We start from the raw sequence: 19,222 nt of genomic DNA, 5'->3' as shown, positions 1-19,222 counted from the left end.
CACGCGCGACCATGGACCGTTCGCGCGGCGGGAGCAAGGCGGGATGAGGTCGCGGGGCTCACGCGCCCCGCGCCGCCGCAAAGGCCCGCGCCATCGCGACGAACCCGTCGACCCCCACCTCCTCCGCCCGCGCCGTCGGCGGCACGCCGGCGGCCTCCACGAGCCCCGCCGGGTCGACGCCCAGCGCCTTGAGGCTCTGGCGCAGCATCTTGCGGCGCTGGCCGAAGGCGGCGGCGGTGACGGCTTCGAGCGCGCGGACGTCGCAGGGCGCGGGGTCCGGGCGGGGGATCAGCTGGACGACGCTGGAGGTCACCTTCGGCGGGGGCACGAAGGCGGAGGGCGGCACGTCGAAGAGGATGCGCGCCTGCGTGCGCCAGCCGCAGAGCACGCCGAGGCGGCCGTAATTCGCCCTGTCGCCCTCGTCCGCGACGATGCGCTCGGCCACCTCGCGCTGGAACATGAGGGTGAGGCTCTCCCAGAAGGGCGGCCAGTCCCGCGTCGCGACCCAGCCGGTGAGGAGCTGGGTGCCGACGTTGTAGGGCAGGTTGGCGACGATCCGCGGCCTCCCCTCCCCCGGGCCGTTCTCGAGCAGAGCCCGCGGGTCGAAGGCGGCGGCGTCCGCCTCGACCACCGTGAGCCGGCCCGGATAGCGCTCGGCGATCATCGCCAGCGCCGGCAGGCAGCGGGCGTCGCGCTCGACGGCCACCACATGCGCCGCGCCGCCGGCGAGAAGCACGCGGGTGAGCCCGCCGGGGCCGGGGCCGACCTCCAGCACCCGCGCGCCGGCGAGCGGCCCTGAGGCGCGGGCGATGCGGCTCGTCAGGTTGAGGTCGAACAGGAAGTTCTGGCCGAGCTGCTTCTTCGGCGCGAGGTCGAAGTCCCGCACCACCTCCCGCAGCGGCGGGAGGTCGTCGATGGCGCTCATGGGGCCGCGCTCATGCCGCGCGCTCGCGCGCCGCGAGCCGCCCGGCGAGCCGGATCGCGGCGATCAGGCTGTCGGGCCGCGCCATCCCCTTCCCCGCGATGTCGAAGGCCGTGCCGTGATCCGGCGAGGTGCGCACGAAGGGCAGGCCGAGCGTGACGTTCACCGCCTCGTCGAAGGCGATGGTCTTGATCGGGACGAGCGCCTGGTCGTGATACATCGCGAGCGCGGCGTCGTAGGTCGACCGGGCGCGCGCGTGGAACAGCGTGTCCGCCGGATGGGGCCCGGTGGCGTCGATCCCCTCTTCCCGCAGCGTCGCGATGGCGGGCGCGATGATCTCGATCTCCTCGCGGCCCATGGCCCCGCTCTCGCCGGCATGCGGATTGAGACCCGCGAGCGCGAGACGCGGCTTGGCGACGCCGAAGCGGCTGCGAAGGTCGTGCGCCACGATCCGCGCCGTGGCGAGGATGCGTTCGCGCGTCAGCGCCTCCGGCACGTCCGCGAGGGCGATGTGCACCGTCACCGGGACCACGGCGAGCCCCTCGCTCCAGAGCATCATCACCGAGAGCGGCGGCGCCTCGCCGGGCTTCGCCGCGAGCGCCGCGAGATATTCCGTGTGGCCCGGATGCGCGAACCCGGCTTCGTAGAGCACGGCCTTGGCGATGGGGCAGGTGACGACGCCGCCGGCGCGCCCCGCCTGCGCCAGGGAGACGGCGCGGTCGATCGATTCGATCACGGCGGCGGCGTTGGCGCTGTCGGGCCGGCCGGGCGTCGCAGAGACCGGGGCCTCGAGCGGCAGCACGGGAAGCGCCTGGGCGAAGGTCGCCGGCGCCTCCTCGATGGTCGCGACGGCCTTCACCGGCGTCGGCGCGCCGAGCTCGGCGGCGACGCGCTCCAGATGCGCGGGATCCGCGATGATCGCGAAGGGCGGCAGGGCCTGCGCCTCCCGCGCCCGCCATGCGGCGAGCGCGATCTCCGGGCCGATCCCGGCCGGGTCCCCGAGGGTGAGGGCGAGGGGAGCGGGACGCGCCGCGCTCATGGCTCAATCGCGCCCGTCGCGCTGGTCGAGGTCCTGCGAGACGCCGACCTCGCCCAGAGTCAGCAGCTCGAGCCGCGCCAGGAGGGTGCGGTTGTAGCGCGAGCCGCCGGTCGTGCCGCTCACCGGGGTCGACGTGAGCGTCACGGTGAACGTCGTGCACTCGTCGACATAGCCCGCGCCGACCGCCAACGACGCGATCGCCTGGCTGTTGAGCCCGCCGGTCGCCTGCTGACGGTACTTGTCGAGATCGAGCGTCACGGCGCTCGACAGGAACCAGTTCTCGTCGAGGTTCAGCCGGCCCGACGCGACGACGCCCTCACGCGCTCGCGAATTGCCGAGCTCCGGCTGCGGCGAGAAGCGTGCGTAGAGCACGGAGCCGGTCAGCGGCCCCAGCCGGCCCGCCATGTCGGCCTCGAGGCGCTCGATCGAGAAATCCTCCCGGTCGAAGCGCGCCCGTGCGCCGAAGCGCAGGTCCTGATGCGGCCGGAACTCCAGGCGCCCGACGTAATCCGAGAAACGCCGGTCGAGCCCGGACGAGAGGCCGGCATTGACCAGCCCGTCCTCGCGGAACGAGTTCCGGCCGGCGAGCTGCGCGGACTGGCCGAAGACGCCGTGGACGAACACGCCGTTGTCGCCGTTGAACGTGTACTGAACGCCGTAATTCGCCCGCACGCCGCCTTCGGTGCGGTCGAAGCCGGAGAACTTGTCCCACTCGAACAGGGTCGAGGTGTCGAAGACGAGGCCCTGCGCGTCCTCGTTCGGGAACTCGCCCGCATGGATCTCGTCGGGCCGCGCGATCACCTGCACGATGGGCTCGATCACCTGGGTGCCGCCGGCGATCGAGCCGACGAGCGGGAAGCGATAGTCCAGGCCGATCGCCGGCATAACGCGGCCGTAGAAGCTGTCGTCGCGTCCGGTGAAGCTGCGGATGTTCGCGTTCTCGAAGCCCTGCGTGTCCGGCGAGAACCAGATCCCGTCCGCGCGCGCATAGGCGAAAGGCGTCCAGGCCTGGCCGATCCCGTCGACGAAGCGCCGCCGCCAGCTGGCCTGCGTGGTGAGGCGCGTGTAGCTGCCCGACAGCCCGAGCGCCAGGCAGTCGCGATCGTAGACGGTGCAGGTCCGGTAGTCGGCGGCGAGGCCCGGCGTCACGACGGTCCGAGCGTTCCCGTTCAGCCCCTGGAACTGCGCCGCCTCGCGGGTCAGGCTCGTGAGGTTCGCCGTGAGGCCGAGCTCTCCCCCGATCGGTTCCGGCGCCGCGAATCGCCGGTCGTAATCCACCACCGGGTGGACCACCGGCTGATGCTTCTGGAAGTCGGCGGAGGACAGCCCCTCGAAATAGTAGGCGCGGGCGTCGAAGAACGAGCGCTCGCCCTGCCCGGTGAGATAGACGGTCGAGACCGCCTCGCTGCGGTAGGTCGAGGTGACGTTCTCGCTGGCGAGACCGTAATCCTCCAGGAAGAACCGGTCCGACAGAAGGGTGATGTCCCAGCCGAAGCTCCAGCGGGGATTGATGGTGAAGCGCGCGACGGACTCGATCATGCCGCGCGCGTCGTCGTACCCCTCCGGAGGCTTCGACCGGTTGAAGGCGTCGGGCTCGTTCTCGAAGATGCCGACGGCGCGGATCGAGTAGGAGCCCGTCAGCAGCCGGTGGCGCCATTGCACGTCGCCCAGGACGCCCTGCCGGGACAGGTAGGCCGGCCGCAGCGTGATGTCGTAGTTGGGCGCGAGATTGATGAAGAACGGCACCCGCGCGCCGTTGCCGAGCTTTTCGGAGACGATCGCGGTCGGGGTCAGGAAACCCGTCTTGCGGCGCACCGACGGGTCGGGGGACCAGAAATAGGGCACGTAGGCGATCGGGACGCCGGCGAACTCGAGCGTCGCGTTCTCGTAGTAGATCGTGCGCTCTTCGTTGTCATGGATGATCCGCGCCGCCTTGACCTGCCACAGCGGCGGGCGTTGCGGATTGCGCGCGCAGGGCTCGCAGGTCGTGTAGGTGCCGCGCTCGAAGACGAGCTGCTCGCCCTCGATCCGCTCCGCGCGCGGCGCGGTGAAGCGACCCGTGGCCGTGCGGCCGTTCTCGACGACCGTCTGCTCGACGCGCAGGGAATCGATGAAGCCGGAGCGGAAATCCTCGGTGAGCTCGAAGCGCTCTCCGGTCACGACCGTGCCGTCGGCCTGCACGAGCCGCGCGTTGCCCTGGGCGAAGACGCGCCCGGTATTGCGATCGTAGACGACGCGATCGGCCTGCAGGGTGCGGCCGTCGTAGTTCATCTCGACGTTGCCGACCGCCGCTACCGTGTCGCGATCGTTGTCGTAGACGATCTGGTCGGCCTCGACGAGAAGACGGGCGTTCGGATCGGCAGCGGCGTCCTGCGCGAACGAATCGGCGAGCGTGCCCTGGGCCAGCACGGGGCCGTGCAGGAAAGCGGCCCCCAGGGCGGTCGCCAGGGCCAGCCGTGCGATTCCGTACTTCACCCGTCCCATCCCGGTCCCGCGCCGGCGCGCCCGGAAGGCGGCCATCAGCCGTCCTCCTTGTGCAACAGCACGAGCACGCCCAGCAAACTCCCTACCGCTGCCGGAAACCATGCGGCGAGGGTGGTCCCCACCAGACCCGATCCGCCGAGGTCTTCCATCAGCTCCGTCGCCACATAAAGCAGGAATCCTGCCGCTACGCCACCCAGAACCATCTGCCCCACGCCACCGAACCGGAAGAATCTTAAGGAAACGGAAGCCGCCACCAGGATCATGGCGACGAACAGGAGCGGGCGCGCCATCAAGGCCTCGCGCTGAAGCCGGTAGCGCGTCGCGTCGAGGCCGGCGCGCTCCGTCGACTCGGCGATGTCGTCCAGCGCCCAGAAGGGCACGGAATCGGGCGGCGTGAAGCTGGTACGCAGCTGATCCGGCGCGAGGCTCGAGGCGAGCTGGTAGCGCGCATAGCTCTGCGGCTCGACGTCGAGCGCGGTCACCCGCGCGTCCGTCAGCTCCCAGAAGCCCTCGCGCAGCATGCCCTCGCGCGCCTCGATGCGCTCGACGAATCGCCCTTCCCGATCGAAGACGAAGGCGGTGAGGCGGGCCACGCGCGTCGAGCCCTCGACGGCGCCCTCGGCCCGGATGATGGCCGTCCCCTCGGGGCTGCGCTGCCGGATCCAGACGTTCCGGCTCGCGGCGAGCCCTTCAGGGCGCGCGAAGAGCTGCGCCTCCCAGGCGCTGGCCTGCTGCTTCAAGGTCGAGGCGAGCGGGTTGTAGACGAGGACCGCGAAGAGCCCGATCACCACCGCGACGAGGACGCCCGGGGCGAGGAACTGCCAGGCGGAGACGCCGGACGCCCTGGCCACCACCAGCTCGAGCTTGCGCGACAGGTTGAGGAGCGTGATCATCGCCCCGAACAGCACCGCGAACGGCAGCACCTGCTCCGCCACGGCCGGCGTACGCAGGAGCGACAGGAGCGCCATCTCCGCGGCGCCGACGTTCTCCGCATCGCCCGCCTGACGCAGCCCCTCGACGAAGTCGAGCACGTAGACCAGCACGAACACCGTCAGGAAGACGCCGAGGATCGTGCGCACGAAGCGTATGGCGAGGTAGCCGCCGAAGGTCGCGCCGACCATGCTCACGGCCTCCGCAGGGACGAGACGAGCCGCGCGGGGCTCGCGACCCGCGCCAACGCGTCGATCCGCGCGTGGAGCGCGGACGCCTGCTGCGGGCGCAGGATCACCCAGAGGCCGGCGGCGATCGTCGCGAGCGGCACGGCGTAGACCAGGATCACACCCCCTGCGGAGCCCACCGCCGCGCTCGTCGCGGCGAAACCCGCCCCGCGCACGGCCCCCATGGCGAGGATCGCGCCGCCGATCGCGGCGCCGCGCCCCTGCCGGGTCGTGACCGCCTGGCCGAGCGCGGCGAAGGCGATCGCCACGCCGGCGAGGGGGTAGAGCCAGCTGGTCAGGCGATCGTGCAGCTCCGCGCGGAAGCGTCCGGGCACGACCTTGTAGTAGGGATCCTCGGGGTCCGGCGAGAACAAAGCCGCCGTCGACTGCTCGCGCGGCTTGTAGAGGATCGCGCCCTGCTCCGGTCCGAAGGCGGCGAGGTCGATGGCGTAGCGCTCGAAGGTGACGATGGAGCCGTCTCCGCGGCTGCCCTGCTGGCGGTGGATGCTGCCCTTGTCGAGGATCAGGTAGCTGGCGCCGTCGCTCTCCGCGACCAGCCCGCGCTCGGCCACGTAGACGACGACCCGCTGCGGGTCGCGGGAATCCTGGAGGAAGATGCCGAGCAGCGCGTCGCCCGCCCGGTCGCGGTAGGAGAAGGTGATGCCCTGGTCGAGCTCGGTGAACTGGCCGGCGCGCACCAGGTTGGCGACGAAGTCGGCACGGATCTGCGTGATCAGCGTGCGCAGCTCGGCGAAGCTCGCCGGCATCAGCCACAGCGTGTTGAGCGCGATCACCACGGCGACCCCGGCGCCGAGCACCGCGAAGGGCCGCATCAGCCGCGCCGGCGACATGCCGGCCGCCGCCGCCACCACCCATTCGGAATCGCCGTTGAGCTTGTTGAGCGTATAGATCGCGGCGATGAACAGGGCCACCGGTGCGATGACGGTGACGAGGGCCGGCAGGGAGAGCGCGGTCACCACCAGGAAGACCACGAAGGTCTGGCCCTTGCCGGTGATCAGGTCGAGCTCCCGCAGCGCCTGCGTGATCCAGATCACTCCGGTCAGCCCGACGAGGATCGTCAGGAACGCGGACAGCACGGTTCCGAAGATGTAGCGTTCGATGCGCGTCATGCGGCGATGGCTCCGCCGACGTCGCTAAACCCGTCTCGCGCCGCGCGCAAGCGCAGCCGGGACACAGCTGCGCGAGCACGGGCCCGCTTCACCCGCCCGCCCGCGCGTGCTAACGCGCTCCCTCGCGCCGCCCAGACAGGAAGACAGCCATGGTTCCCCGCTATTCCCGCCCCGAGATGACCGCGCTCTGGGAGCCGCAGGCCAAGTTCCGGATCTGGTTCGAGATCGAGGCGCACGCCACCTCGGCGATGGCGGAGCTCGGGATCGTGCCTCGGGAAGCGGCGGACGTGATCTGGGAGAAGGGCTCGGCCGCGACCTTCGACGTCGATCGCATCGACGCCATCGAGCGCGAGACCAAGCACGACGTCATCGCCTTCCTCACGCATCTCGCCGAGATCGTCGGCCCCGAGGCGCGATTCGTGCACCAGGGCATGACCTCGTCCGACGTGCTCGACACGACGCTCTCCGTCCAGCTCACCCGCGCCGCCGACATCCTTCTGGCCGATCTCGACGCGCTGCTCGCGGCGCTGGAGCGGCGCGCGCACGAGCACAAGCTGACCCCGACCATCGGCCGCTCGCACGGCATCCACGCCGAGCCGACCACCTTCGGCGTGAAGCTCGCCCAGGCCTATGCCGAGTTCGACCGCTGCCGCGCCCGCCTCGTGGCCGCCCGCGCCGAGATCGCCACCTGCGCCATCTCGGGGGCCGTCGGCACCTTCGCCAACATCGACCCGCGGGTGGAGGAGTACGTCGCCGAGAAGCTCGGGCTCGCGCCGGAGCCGGTCTCGACGCAGGTGATCCCCCGCGACCGCCACGCCATGTTCTTCGCCACGCTCGCCGTGATCGCCTCCTCGATCGAGCGGCTCGCCACCGAGATCCGCCACCTGCAGCGCACCGAGGTGCTGGAGGCGGAGGAATACTTCTCCGCCGGCCAGAAGGGCTCCTCGGCCATGCCCCACAAGCGCAACCCGGTTCTGACCGAGAACCTCACGGGCCTCGCCCGCATGGTGCGCGCCTATTGCATCCCGGCCATGGAGAACGTGGCGCTCTGGCACGAGCGCGACATCTCGCATTCCTCCGTCGAGCGCATGATCGGCCCGGACGCCACCATCACGCTGGACTTCGCGCTCGCCCGCCTCACCGGCGTCGTCGACAAGCTGCTGATCTATCCCGAGCGGATGCAGGCCAATCTCGATCGGCTCGGCGGGCTGATCCACTCCCAGCGCGTGCTGCTCGCGCTCACCCAGAAGGGCGTCTCCCGCGAGGACGCCTATGCGCTCGTCCAGCGCAACGCCATGCCGGTCTGGCGCGGCGAGGGGGACTTCCTGACGCTGCTGAAGGCGGACCCGGAGGTTTCGGCGAAGCTGACGGACGGGGAGCTCGAGGCGCTGTTCGATCTGGGATATCATCTGAAGCACGTCGATACGATCTTCGCGCGCGTCTTCGAGCGAGCGCGGCAGTAATCGAAACCGATCGGCATTCTCCCGCGTTGGCGTCCTGCGACAAACCTTCGCGGGGGATGCCATGGAACCTGTGTTGCGTCGCTTCTGCGACATGGCCGTGCGGGGCGGCCGTCTCGAGGTCGTCACCGCCGGGGGAAACCGCTTCGTCTCGGGCGACGGCCTCGGCGAGCCCGACGTGACGATGCGCTTTACCGACAAGGCCGCCGAGCGGGCGCTCGTCCTCTATCCCGAGATGAAGCTCGGCGAGCTGATCATGGACGGGCGTATCGTCCTCGACCGCGGGACGATCTACGATCTGCTCGAGCTGCTGATGCGCGGGCGCCCGGGCGGGCGCGGCGTCTTCGGCTCGCGGCTGATGAAGAAGCTGCGGCGGGCGGCGCTCGCTCTGTTCTCGCGCAACGGCGAGCGCCGGGCGCGCGAGAACGTGCACCACCACTACGACCTCGACCACAGGCTCTACGACCTCTTCCTCGACGTCGACCGGCAGTACAGCTGCGCCTATTTCGCCCGGCCGGACATGACGCTCGACGAGGCGCAGCAGGCCAAGAAGCGCCACGTCGCCGCGAAGCTGCTGGTCGAGCCCGGGCAGAGCGTGCTCGACATCGGCTGCGGCTGGGGCGGGCTCGCGCTTTATCTCGCCGGCGTCGCGGGGGCGGGTCGGGTCACCGGCGTCACGCTCTCCACGGAGCAGCACGAGATGGCCCGCGAGCGCGCCGCGCGCGAGGGCCTCGCCAACCGGGTCGAGATCGCGCTCGAGGACTACCGGCGCGTCCAGGGCACGTTCGATCGCATCGTCTCGGTGGGCATGTTCGAGCATGTCGGCGCGGCGCATCACCAGGAATTCTTCGACACCGCGGCGCGGCTCCTCGACCGCGACGGCGTGATGCTGCTGCACACGATCGGCGCCACGGGCGAGCCGGGGCCGACCAACCCCTGGATCAAGCGCTACATCTTCCCCGGCGGCCACATCCCGGCGCTGTCCGAGATGATGCCCGCCATCGAGCGCTCGGGGCTCAGGCTCGCCGACGTCGAGGTGCTGCGCCTGCACTACGCCGAGACCTTGAAGGTCTGGCGCGAGCGCTTCCTGGCCCGGCGCGAGGAGGCGGCGCGGCTCTACGACGAGCGCTTCTGCCGGATGTGGGAGTTCTATCTCGCGAGCTGCGAGGCGGTCTTCCGCTTCGAGGATCTCGTCGTCTTCCAGCTGCAGCTCACCCACCGCAACGACGTCGTTCCGATCACGCGCGACTACGTCGCCGAGCGCGAGCGCATGCTGGCGGATCTCGAAGCCGGCACCGGGCGGGAGGGGCGGCGTCGGACCGGATGACGCGGGGCGATCCTTCGCGAGGCGCGCCCGCCGCCGCGCCTCGCGGGCGGCCGAGCTAGGGAACGGCGCGCCCCGTTGCGGCTTCGAGCAGCGCGAACCAGTCCTGCAGCTCCATGCGCACGCCGTCCGCGGCGGCGAGATCCGCGAGCCGGGCGGCGCTCGTCGTGCCGAGCACGGGAACCGGCTTCGAGGGCAGCCGCAGCAGCCAGGCGACGGCGAGCGGGCCGGGACCGGAGAGGCCGTACCTGTCGGCGAGAGCCGCAAGGGTCTGCGCGAACGCGCCCTGCGGCGGGCTCGAGAACAGGCGCCCGCCGCCGAGCGGCGACCAGATCATCGGCGCCATGCGCTGCGCCTGGAGATGGTCGAGCACGCCGCTCGTCAGCGCCTCGGTCTGCAGCACGGAGAGCTCGATCTGGTTCGTCACGAGCGGGATCGACAGACGCGCGGCGAGGAGGCGCATCTGCTCGACCGTGTAGTTCGACACGCCCACGTGCCCGATCTTGCCCTCGGCGACGAGCGCCTCCATCGTGGCTGCGACCTCGTCGGCGTCGAGCAGCGGGTCGGGGCGGTGGAGCAGCAGCACGTCGACGCGCTCGACCCCGAGATTGGCGAGCGAGCGCTCGACCGAGGCGCGGATATGGGCCGCGCTCGAATCGTAATGCTTCACGCGATGCCCGGGACGTGCCGGCGAGATCAGCGCGATGCCGCACTTGGTCACGATCTCGATGCGGCTCTTCAGGGCCGGCGCCAGGGCCAGAGCCTCGCCGAACAGCGCCTCGATGGCGTAGTGGCCGTAGATGTCGGCGTGGTCGAAGCTGGTGATGCCGAGATCGAGGCAGGTCTCGATCATGCGAAGCAACCCCTGAGGCGTGCGGGTCTCCGGCGCGTCGAGGGCGCGCCAAGGACCCCAGACGAGCCGCGAGAGCGTGGGGCCGTTCGGATGCAGAGCTTGACGGGCGACCATGGAACCTCTCCTGCGTCCGTGGCAGATACCGCGGGCGGCGCGCATCGGCAACCCTCGCGGCGCGCCACGGCCGAGATCCGACTTGCGCGCACGTCGAAATTTCACCTAGCGTACGCGCATGGCAGGCGGAGGACGATGACGTGCGTCTCGTCGCGATCGCGGAAGACAGGCCCGGGCCGAAATGGCGCGCGCGCTTCGAGGCGCTGTGGCCACGCTACCGGCCCTGGATGAGCCGGGCCGCCTTCGACCGGCCGCTCGCCGAGCGCCGCGCCGCGCTCGCCGCGCACATGCCGGAGCTCGTGCCGGTCTACGAGCGGCTCTGCGATCTCGCCGGCGACGACCCGGTGGCGCACGCCCTGCTCACGGGGTGGGGGCCGCCGCCGGTGGTGAGGGGCTGCGCGGTGGCGGTCTCTCCGGAGACCGAGCCGGTGCTCGTGCGCAACTACGACTTCACCTCGGATTTCTTCGAAGGCACCCTGCATCACGGCCGCTGGAGCGGCGGCCCGACGGTGATCGCGTCCAGCGAGGTGCTGCTCGGCGCGCTCGACGGGATCAACGACGCGGGGCTGGCCGCGGCGCTGACCTTCGGCGGACGGCCGGTCGTAGGCGAGGGGTTCGGCAATCCCTGGCTCGTGCGCTACGTGCTCGAGACCTGCGCAACGGTCGAGGAGGCGATCGCCGCTCTCGTGCGCATCCCCTCGGCCATGTCGACCAACATCGTCGTCATGGACCGCACCGGGGCGCACGCGGTCGCCATGCTGAATCCGGATCGCGAGCCGGTCGTGACGCGCGCGCCGGTTTCGACCAACCACCAGACGACCATCGACTGGCCGGAGGGCGCCGCGCGCTCGCAGACGCTCGAGCGGCGCGATCTCCTCACCCGCCTGCGCGAGACGCCCGGCGCGACGCGGGAGGACCTGGTCGCCGCCTTCCTCGCGCCGCCGATTCTGCGCGAGGACTTCACGGGCGTGATGGGCACCTTCTACACCGCCGTCTACCGCCCGGCGGAGGGCGCGGTGACCTTCCGCTGGCCGGATCGCCCCGCCTGGGAGCAGCGGCTCGACCGCTTCGAGGAGGGCGCGCGGGAGATCCCCGGCTAAGGGGGGGGGCGGAACCCTCCGCGCCCGCCGGGGTTCGTTGCCCGCCGCGGGGCGCGGCCCCATATGCGCGGGGCGGGCCCGCATGCGGAACCGCCGTCCGGAGACCCCGCCTCGATGACCGTCCTCGCCCAGACCGAGACCACCGCGCCCGCCCGTCCCGGGCGCGTGCTGCTCCTCGTCAACCCGCACAGCCGCCGCGGGGCGGCGTGCCTCGACGCCGTCGCGGGGGCGCTGGAGGCGCGGGGCATCGCGGTCGTGACGGAGACCTTCTCGGCGGCGCGGGAGGTGTCGGAGGACATCCGCCGCCGGGCCGGGGAGGTCGACGCGGTCGTCGTCTGCGGCGGCGACGGGACGGTGAACGCCGCCCTGCCCGGCATTCTCGAGACCGGCCTGCCGCTCGGCGTCGCGCCCTGCGGCACGGCGAACGATTTCGCGCGCACGCTGGGCCTGCCGGCGGACCCCGTCGCGGCCATGGACGCCGTCGCCGCCGGGCGCACGCGGCGGATCGACCTCGGCACGGTGAACGGCCGGCCGTTCCTGAACGTGGCCTCGATCGGGCTCTCGGTCGATCTGGCCAAGGCGCTCTGCAAGGAGCGCAAGCGGGTGTGGGGGCGGCTCGCCTACGCGCTCGTCGCGCTGCGGGTGGGCCTGAGGGCGCGGCCCTTCCGGGCGACCATCGTCTCGCGCTCGGGCGAGGCGCGGGTGTCGTCCTACCAGATCGCGGTCGGGAACGGGCGCTTCTACGGGGGCGGCGTCGTGGTGGAGGAGACCGCGACGATCGACGACGGCACGCTCGACCTCTACAGCCTCGAGGCGAAGAACGTCTGGCGGCTCGCCCTGATGATGCGCTGCTTCGCGCGCGGCGCGCACGGGGCCTGGGCGGACGTGCGCACGGAGCGCTGCGTCGATTTCGAGGTGCGCACCCGCCGGCCGCGGGAGGTGAACGCCGACGGCGAGATCCTGGCGCGGACGCCGGCGCGGTTCTCCATCCTGCCGCAGGCGATCGCGGTGTTCGCGGCCTGAGGCGTGGCGGGGCGCGGGCCGGAACCCGCACGCGGCCGCCGGGCTTGAACGGGAGGTTCACCCGCGCGAGGGAGGGCGCCCGTTCCGATGACCGCATCCGACGCTGCGACGCCCCGCCCGCCGATCCATCCGGCGCTGGTCTCGCCGGATCATCTCTTCCCCGTGGTCGAGGGGCCGGGGCCGGTGGTGGCGCTCGCGGTGCATGCGGGCCACGAGATCCGCGCCGACCTCCTGGCGTACTGCCTGCTGTCGGAGGCGGAGCGCCTGCGCGAGGAGGATCCGTTCACGGAGGTGCTGGCCGAGGCCTGCCCGACGCGGCTCGTCGCGCGCCGCTCCCGCTTCGAGGCCGACCTGAACCGCACGCGCGCGAGCGCGCTGTGCGAGACGCCGGAGGAGTGCTGGGGCCTGCGGGTCTGGCGCGAGGAGGCGGCGCCCGGCCTCGTGGCGATCGCGCAGGCCGAGCACGACGCGTTCTACGCGCGGCTGGCGGATCTGCTGCGACGCATCGAGGCGCGGCACGGGCGCTTCGTCGTCTTCGACCTGCACAGCTACAACCATCGCCGCGACGGCCCGGACGCGCCGCCGGCGCCGGCGGAGGACAATCCCGAGATCAATCTCGGCACCGGCACGATGGACCGCGCCTATTGGGCGCCGGTGGTGGAGCGCTTCCTCGCCGAGATGCGCGCCGTGCGGATCGCGGGCGCGGCGCTCGACGTGCGGGAGAACGTGAAGTTCGAAGGCCGCGAGGTCGCGCGCTTCGTGCACGAGGGCTTTCCCGAGACGGGCTGCGTGCTGGCGATCGAGGCGAAGAAGACCTTCGTGGACGAGTGGACGGGCGCGCTCGACCTGGCCCGCCTCCTGGCCCTGCGCGAGGCGCTCGGGCGCGCGGCGGCGGGCGTCGCGCAGGCGCTGGGCGAGGTAGGGCGATGAGGGATGCGCCCGATCCGGATCCCGCGCGCCACCCCGCCGAAATCGCCGCGCGGCTGCGGGCGGGCGAGCCCGTCGACGTCGCCTGGCCGGGCGGGCGGCTGCGGGTCGAGCGGCCGCAGCCCACCCTGTTCGTCGCGCGCGCCGGGGCGGAGACGCCCCTCGCCTCGCTGCTGGTGGGGCAGGATTCCGTGCTGGTCGGCGCGGACGAGACGGTGGACGCGCTCGCGCCCGCGGCGCTGGCGGCGCTCGCCGAGCGCTTCGGCCGCGCGCTCCTGGTCGAGCTGTGGGTCGACGGGGAGGCCGCGGGGGAGCGCGACGGCGTGCTCGTCGCGCCGGAGCGCGGCGCGCCGGACCGGATGATGGAGACCTTCGAGCACGCGCTCGCCCGCGATGCGATCAACCACCGCCCCTGGCGGCTCGGCATCACGGTCGTCGACGCCGTCGCACCGCCGGGGCGTGCGCCCCTCGCGCCGCGGGAGGGCGTCTATGCGCTGGGCCTCGCGCTCGCGCCGCTGTGGGGCGAGGACGGCGTGACCCGGCCGGTAGCCTTGCGCGACGCGCGGCGCGGGCTCGGGCGGGCCCTGCGCGAGGCCGCCTACGATTTCGGCCATCGCCACGCCCGGGTGGGCGCGCCGCACGTCCACGCGCTCGGCCGGCGGGACGTGACGCGGGCGGCCTTCGAGGCCGACGCCGCCCTGTGCGCGGTGGGCGAGACCTATTCGCTCCTCCTCGACGTGACGCCCGTGAACGTCCCCGCCGCCCGCGCGGCCTATCGCGCCGGCGAGGGCGCGCGGGCGCCGGACTTCCACTACCGCCCGCTCGGGCTCGATCCGGCGACGATGAAGCGCGCGCTCTGGTCGGTGGATCTCGACCCGGTGGAGGACCCCGCCCTTCACGATCTCCTCGCGTCGAAGCGCGAGGAGATCGACCGCGAGATCTCCCTGCTCGCCGGGCGCTGCGGCCCGCGCTTCCTGGCCGACGCGCTCGCCTTGTTCGGCGGCGTCGATCCCGGCCTGCGGGCCCTGGCGCGGGACCTCCTCGCCATCCTGCCGCCGCCGCGGGCGGAGACGGCAGGGGCGGATAGGACTGGGGCGCAGACGACGGGGGCGCGGGTCTCGGTCGAGGCCCTGTGCGCCCGGGCCGAGGCGGAGATCGCCGCGCTCAAGGCCCGCGACCCGAGCCTCGCCGCGCGGGTGGAGCGGCGGGACGACGCCGCCGGGCTCCTGGTCGCCAAGGGCGATCTCCTGGTAGGGCCGGACGCGGCGGTGACGGAAGGCCGGCTCGAGGCCCTGATCCAGCACGAGATCGGCATCCACGTCGTCACCCGCCACAACGGCGCGCGCCAGCCGCTGCGCCAGCTCGAGACCGGGATGGCGGGCTACGAGGAGACGCAGGAGGGCCTCGCCGTGCTCGCCGAATACGCGGTGGGCGGGCTCGGCCGCGGGCGGCTGCGGCTCCTCGCCGGGCGGGTGCTCGCGGTGGACGCGCTGGTCGACGGGGCGGGCTTCGTCGAGATCGTCCGGCTGCTGGCCCGCGAGCACGGCTTTCCCGGGGACGTCGCCTTCACGGTCGCCGTGCGCGTCGTGCGCGGCGGCGGGCTGACCAAGGACGCGGTCTATCTGCGCGGCTTCGCGCGGGTGCTGGAGCGCCTCGCCGCCGGCGCGCGGCTGGAGGACATGCTCGTCGGCAAGATCGCCCTCGACGCCTGGCCGGTGGTGGAGGAGCTCGCCTGGCGCGGCGTTCTCGCCCCGCCGCGCCTCCTGCCCGGCTTCCTCGACGACCCCGCCGCGCGGGAGCGCCTGGAACGCGCCCGCGCCGGCCTCGACGTCCGCGCCATCGCGCGGGCGTGCCCGTGAGGCCTTGGTCGCGTTCCCCTCTCGCCGGTGGCTGGTCGGTCCAAACGTCTCCTGCGGCGAAGGCGCTTCGCGGGATGGTCGCGACCCGAAGCGCAGAGCGCCGACGGGCTCCCCTCGCCCTCGCGGCTGTTCAGACGCTGGACATGGTGGACGGGTGTGCCCAGACATGGTGGACGCTTGACAGGGACGGAAAGCGTCTCGCGTCGGCCCTTTGCGCCCCGCACCGTCGGCCGTCGGCGTCATGCCGCACGAGACGTGTGCATCAGCCAGCCGCGAGGAAGCGGGGAGTCCGCCGGCAGCGCCGATCCGGGAGACGGGACCCTCCACCCGCCTCGCTCGTTTCGCCCGCGGGCGCCGCGCGGTCGCGCGCGCCTCGCACGGGAGACGCCAGATGCGCATCGGGTTCGTGGTCAACGACATCGCGGGCGAGACGGCGGGCTACACCACGACGCTGATCGCGCGGGAGGCGCTGGCGCGGGGGCACGCGGTGTTCTACCTGCCGGTCGACGCCTTCTCGCTCGGCGGAGACGACGTGGCGGCGGCGCACGCCCGCCGGCCGCCGCGGGAGGCGGCGGGGTCGACGGAGGCGCTGGTCGCGGCTTTGCGCGAGGCCGCGCCGGAGCGCGTCGGGCTCGCCGGGCTCGACGTCCTGATGCTGCGCAACGACCCGGCCGAGGACGTGGGCGCACGGCCCTGGGCGCGGCTCGCGGGCGTGTCCTTCGCGCGCTTCGCGGCGGAGGCGGGGGTGATCGTGCTCAACGATCCCGACGGCCTCGCCCGCAATCTCGACAAGCTCGCCCTCGAGCACTACCCCGCCGAGATCCGCCCGCGCTCGCTGGTCACCCGCGAGCTCGACGAGGTCCGCGCCTTCGCCGACGAGACCGAGGGCGCGATCGTGATCAAGCCGCTCGCGGGCTCGGGCGGGCGCAACGTCTTCTTGGTGCGGAGCGAGGACCGGACGAACCTGAAGCAGATGGTGCGCGCCATCCTGGCCGAGGGCTACGTGCTGGCGCAGGAGGCGCTGCCCGAGGCGGCGGGGGGCGACGTGCGGCTCTTCCTGATGAACGGGCGCATCCTCGACTGCGACGGCCGCGCGGCGGCGCTGCGGCGCATCCCGAAGGGCGGCGAGGCGCGCGCCAACATCAGCCAGGGCGCCGGGGTCGAGCCGGTGGAGGTGAGCGACGCCATGCGCCGGCTGGCCGACCTGGTGCGCCCGCGCCTCGTGGCGGACGGGCTGTTCCTCGTCGGCCTCGACGTGGTGGGCGACAAGCTCCTCGAGATCAACGTCTTCAGCCCCGGCGGCCTCGGCCGCCTCGCCGCCGCGGGCGGCCCCGACGCCGCCCCCGCCATCGTCGACGCGCTGGAGCGCAAGGCGGCGATCAAGGCGCGCGGGACCTGGCCGAACGGGCTCCTCGCCACGCTCTGAGGATCGGTGACCACCGGATGGCGCCGGGCCCGCGCCTCGCGCAGGATGGGCGGCGCTTCTTTCGGGTGGGGAGGGACACGATGTCCGAGATGGAGGTGATCGGGCTCGCCGGCTTCGCGGTTGCGGCGACGATCATGCTGCTGGTGACGCAGACCAAGGAGCGGGTCTCCTGGCCGGCCTGGCTCGTGCCGGCGGCGGCGGTCGTCCCTCTCGCCGGCTTGGCGGGCATCGCCATGGCCGAGGCGGGGCTCTTCGGCTTCTGGCCGCTGATGACGGGCTCGCCCTGGGGCCTGCAGATCTGGCTCGATCGCCTGGCCAGCGTGGCCGTGGCCTTCTTCCTCCTGCAGAACCGCGCGCGGGCGGCGGGGATGAAGTCGGAGGTCTGGGTGCTCGCGGTGATCTTCACCGGCGCCGTCGGGCTCGTGGCGATGCTGGCGCGGACGGTCCACCTCGAGGGCCGCAAGCCCGCCGCGACGCCGATGCGAACGGCGCGGTGAAGGGACGCCGCCTTCCCGCCGGGGAGGTGGGCCGCGAAGCGGTCCGGAGGGGCGGCGCATCGTGCCTCGCGAAGGGTGCTCGTCGGGCGCGGAAGCCTGTCCTGCCCCTACGGGGAAGGAAGAACGGGGCGCCGCTCCTTTCGGGCGCGGGGCTCGCGCTCTATGCTCGCTCCCCGGTCGACGCCCCCTGCCGCCCGCGAAGGAGCCCTCCATGGATCCCTCCACGATCCCCGTTCTCGTCAAGCGCCGCCTGCAGGCGGAGGTGATCGGGCCGATCTATGCCGAAATGGTCGCGGCGCTCGGGGAGGAGCAGGCCTCGGCCATCCTCGATTCGGCCATCCGCAAGGCGGCGATCGCCGAGGGGCGGGGCTATGCCGCGCGGGCCGAGGGCGGGACCTCGATGGCGGACTTCATCGCGCTCTACGAGCACTGGATGCGCGGCGGCGCGCTCGAGGTCGAGGTGCTGGAGGCGAGCGACACGCGCTTCGACTTCGACGTCGTGCGCTGCCGCTACGCCGAGACCTACAGGGAGATGGGGCTCGGGCACGTGGGCCATCTCCTCTCCTGCAACCGCGACGGCACGTTCTGCCAGGGCTACGATCCGCGGATCCGCATGGAGCGCGAGACCACGATCATGCAGGGCGCCCGGCGCTGCACCTTCCGCTACGGCTGGGTGGAGGACGAGGACGCCGAGGCGGGGGCGCGAAACGAAGGCGGCGCGGCATGAGCCTTCCGGGATTGCCCCCGGGCGTCTCCTCGCGCCGCATCGACAACGGCAACGGCCTCGTCATGCACGTGCTGGAGGCGGGGCCGGAGGACGCTCCCCTGCTCCTCCTGCTGCACGGGTTTCCGGAGCTCGCCTATTCGTGGCGCAAGGTGATGCCGCTCCTCGCCGCGGCGGGCCATCGGGTCGTCGCGCCCGACCAGCGCGGCTACGGCCTGACCACCGGCTGGACGGCGGATTACGACGACGATCTCGCGCCCTACCGGATGACGAACCTCGTCACCGACGCGCTCGGCCTCGTGACGGCGCTCGGGCGCACCCGCGTGACGGCGGTGATCGGGCACGATTTCGGCTCGCCGGTCGCGGCCTGGTGCGGGCTGATCCGCCCCGACGTGTTCCGCGCCGTGGTGATGATGAGCGCGCCCTTCGCCGGCCCGCCGTCCCTGCCGCGCCCGGCGCCGGACGAGGCGATCCATCGCGCGCTGGCGGCCCTGCCGCGGCCGCGCAAGCATTATCAAGGCTACTATGCCACCCGCGCCGCCGACGCCGACATGCGATACGCGCCGCAGGGTCTCGCCGCCTTCCTGCGCGCCTATTATCACGTGAAGAGCGCCGACTGGCCGGACAATCGTCCCCACCCGCTCCCGGGCTGGACGGCGGAGGCGCTCGCGACGCTTCCGACCTACTACGTCATGGACCGCGATCGCACCATGGCGGAGACGGTGGCGCCGCACGCGCCCTCGCCGGAAGAGGCCGCGGCCTGCTCGTGGCTGACGGAGGCGGAGCTCGCGGTCTATGCGGAGAGCTTCGCCCGCACCGGCTTCCAGGGCGGGCTCGACTGGTATCGCTGCGGCGTCGACCCCGAGATCGCCGGCGCCCTGGCGCTCTTTTCCGGGCGACGCATAGACGTGCCCGCCACCTTCGTCGCGGGAGCGGCGGATTGGGGCGTCTACCAGGTCCCCGGCGCGTTCGAGGCCATGGCGACCCGCGCCAGCTCGGACTTCCGCGGCGCGACGCTGATCGAGGGCGCGGGCCATTGGGTGCAGCAGGAGCAGCCGGAACGGACGGCGGCGGCCGTGCTCGCTTTCCTGGAGGGCTGCGCGAATCGGTGAGGCGGCTAGCGACGCTTGCATGCGCGCAAGGGCCGCCGCACCATGGGTGCGGGGCCGCGTCGGGCCTCGAC

The 19,222-nt window shown here is 72.7% G+C and carries 16 protein-coding genes; 10 read left to right on the top strand and 6 right to left on the bottom strand.

What is annotated here, in order from left to right; translation table 11 throughout:
- Positions 1 to 58: 58 nt before the first annotated feature.
- The 5 genes from rsmA to lptF are packed head-to-tail and all read right to left on the bottom strand — an operon-like array spanning position 59 to position 6,732.
- Positions 59 to 925: a 16S rRNA (adenine(1518)-N(6)/adenine(1519)-N(6))-dimethyltransferase RsmA gene (gene rsmA, locus ABL310_RS00745; RefSeq protein ID WP_349369815.1), complete on the bottom strand. Its 867-nt coding sequence runs from the start codon at positions 923 to 925 to the stop codon at positions 59 to 61.
- A 10-nt stretch (positions 926 to 935) separates the two neighbouring features.
- Complete coding sequence (gene pdxA, locus ABL310_RS00740; protein WP_349369814.1) at positions 936 to 1,961, bottom strand: 4-hydroxythreonine-4-phosphate dehydrogenase PdxA; 1,026 nt, start codon at positions 1,959 to 1,961, stop codon at positions 936 to 938.
- A gap of 3 nt (positions 1,962 to 1,964) precedes the next feature.
- Positions 1,965 to 4,481: an LPS-assembly protein LptD gene (locus tag ABL310_RS00735; RefSeq protein ID WP_349369813.1), complete on the bottom strand. Its 2,517-nt coding sequence runs from the start codon at positions 4,479 to 4,481 to the stop codon at positions 1,965 to 1,967.
- Positions 4,481 to 5,566, bottom strand: a complete 1,086-nt coding sequence (lptG, locus tag ABL310_RS00730; protein ID WP_349369812.1) for an LPS export ABC transporter permease LptG — start codon at positions 5,564 to 5,566, stop codon at positions 4,481 to 4,483. The genes ABL310_RS00735 and lptG overlap by 1 nt, the downstream gene beginning before the upstream one ends.
- A 2-nt stretch (positions 5,567 to 5,568) precedes the next feature.
- Positions 5,569 to 6,732, bottom strand: coding sequence for an LPS export ABC transporter permease LptF (gene lptF, locus ABL310_RS00725; protein WP_349369811.1), 1,164 nt, complete (start codon positions 6,730 to 6,732; stop codon positions 5,569 to 5,571).
- 149 nt (positions 6,733 to 6,881) lie between these two features.
- On the opposite strand from lptF, the gene purB reads away from it, so the two are divergent.
- The gene (gene purB / locus ABL310_RS00720) at positions 6,882 to 8,195 is read left to right on the top strand and encodes an adenylosuccinate lyase (protein ID WP_349369810.1); all 1,314 of its coding nucleotides are present in this window, start codon (positions 6,882 to 6,884) and stop codon (positions 8,193 to 8,195) included.
- 61 nt (positions 8,196 to 8,256) lie between these two features.
- On the top strand, positions 8,257 to 9,519 hold the full coding sequence (locus ABL310_RS00715; protein WP_349369809.1) for a cyclopropane-fatty-acyl-phospholipid synthase family protein: 1,263 nt from the start codon (positions 8,257 to 8,259) through the stop codon (positions 9,517 to 9,519).
- A 55-nt stretch (positions 9,520 to 9,574) separates the two neighbouring features.
- On the opposite strand, the gene ABL310_RS00710 is transcribed toward ABL310_RS00715, so the two are convergent.
- Positions 9,575 to 10,483 (bottom strand): aldo/keto reductase, encoded by a 909-nt coding sequence (locus ABL310_RS00710; protein ID WP_349369808.1) that lies wholly within the window; start codon positions 10,481 to 10,483, stop codon positions 9,575 to 9,577.
- A 140-nt stretch (positions 10,484 to 10,623) separates the two neighbouring features.
- Here ABL310_RS00710 and ABL310_RS00705 point away from each other — a divergent pair, with 140 nt between their 5' ends.
- From ABL310_RS00705 to ABL310_RS00670, 8 genes are all read left to right on the top strand, one after another.
- Complete coding sequence (locus tag ABL310_RS00705; RefSeq protein WP_349369807.1) at positions 10,624 to 11,583, top strand: C45 family autoproteolytic acyltransferase/hydolase; 960 nt, start codon at positions 10,624 to 10,626, stop codon at positions 11,581 to 11,583.
- Positions 11,584 to 11,697: 114 nt separating this feature from the next.
- Entirely contained in the window at positions 11,698 to 12,606 is a 909-nt protein-coding gene (locus tag ABL310_RS00700) for a lipid kinase (protein ID WP_349369806.1), read from the top strand.
- An 87-nt stretch (positions 12,607 to 12,693) separates the two neighbouring features.
- Complete coding sequence (locus tag ABL310_RS00695; RefSeq protein ID WP_349369805.1) at positions 12,694 to 13,536, top strand: N-formylglutamate amidohydrolase; 843 nt, start codon at positions 12,694 to 12,696, stop codon at positions 13,534 to 13,536.
- Positions 13,533 to 15,392 (top strand): tyrosine/phenylalanine carboxypeptidase domain-containing protein, encoded by a 1,860-nt coding sequence (locus tag ABL310_RS00690; RefSeq protein WP_349369804.1) that lies wholly within the window; start codon positions 13,533 to 13,535, stop codon positions 15,390 to 15,392. The genes ABL310_RS00695 and ABL310_RS00690 overlap by 4 nt, the downstream gene beginning before the upstream one ends.
- Positions 15,393 to 15,783: 391 nt before the next feature.
- On the top strand, positions 15,784 to 16,818 hold the full coding sequence (locus ABL310_RS00685; protein ID WP_349369803.1) for a glutathione synthase: 1,035 nt from the start codon (positions 15,784 to 15,786) through the stop codon (positions 16,816 to 16,818).
- Between the two features lie 80 nt (positions 16,819 to 16,898).
- A complete protein-coding gene (locus ABL310_RS00680; protein ID WP_349369802.1) occupies positions 16,899 to 17,315 on the top strand; it encodes a hypothetical protein in 417 nt (138 codons plus the stop codon).
- 211 nt (positions 17,316 to 17,526) lie between these two features.
- A complete protein-coding gene (locus tag ABL310_RS00675) occupies positions 17,527 to 18,042 on the top strand; it encodes an L-2-amino-thiazoline-4-carboxylic acid hydrolase (RefSeq protein ID WP_349369801.1) in 516 nt (171 codons plus the stop codon).
- Positions 18,039 to 19,151 (top strand): alpha/beta hydrolase, encoded by a 1,113-nt coding sequence (locus ABL310_RS00670; RefSeq protein ID WP_349369800.1) that lies wholly within the window; start codon positions 18,039 to 18,041, stop codon positions 19,149 to 19,151. Before ABL310_RS00675 ends, ABL310_RS00670 begins: the two co-directional genes overlap by 4 nt.
- Positions 19,152 to 19,222: the final 71 nt, after the last annotated feature.

The organism is Salinarimonas sp. (assembly GCF_040111675.1).
Taxonomy (GTDB): domain Bacteria; phylum Pseudomonadota; class Alphaproteobacteria; order Rhizobiales; family Beijerinckiaceae; genus Salinarimonas.
This window is presented reverse-complemented; position numbering and strand designations above follow the sequence as displayed.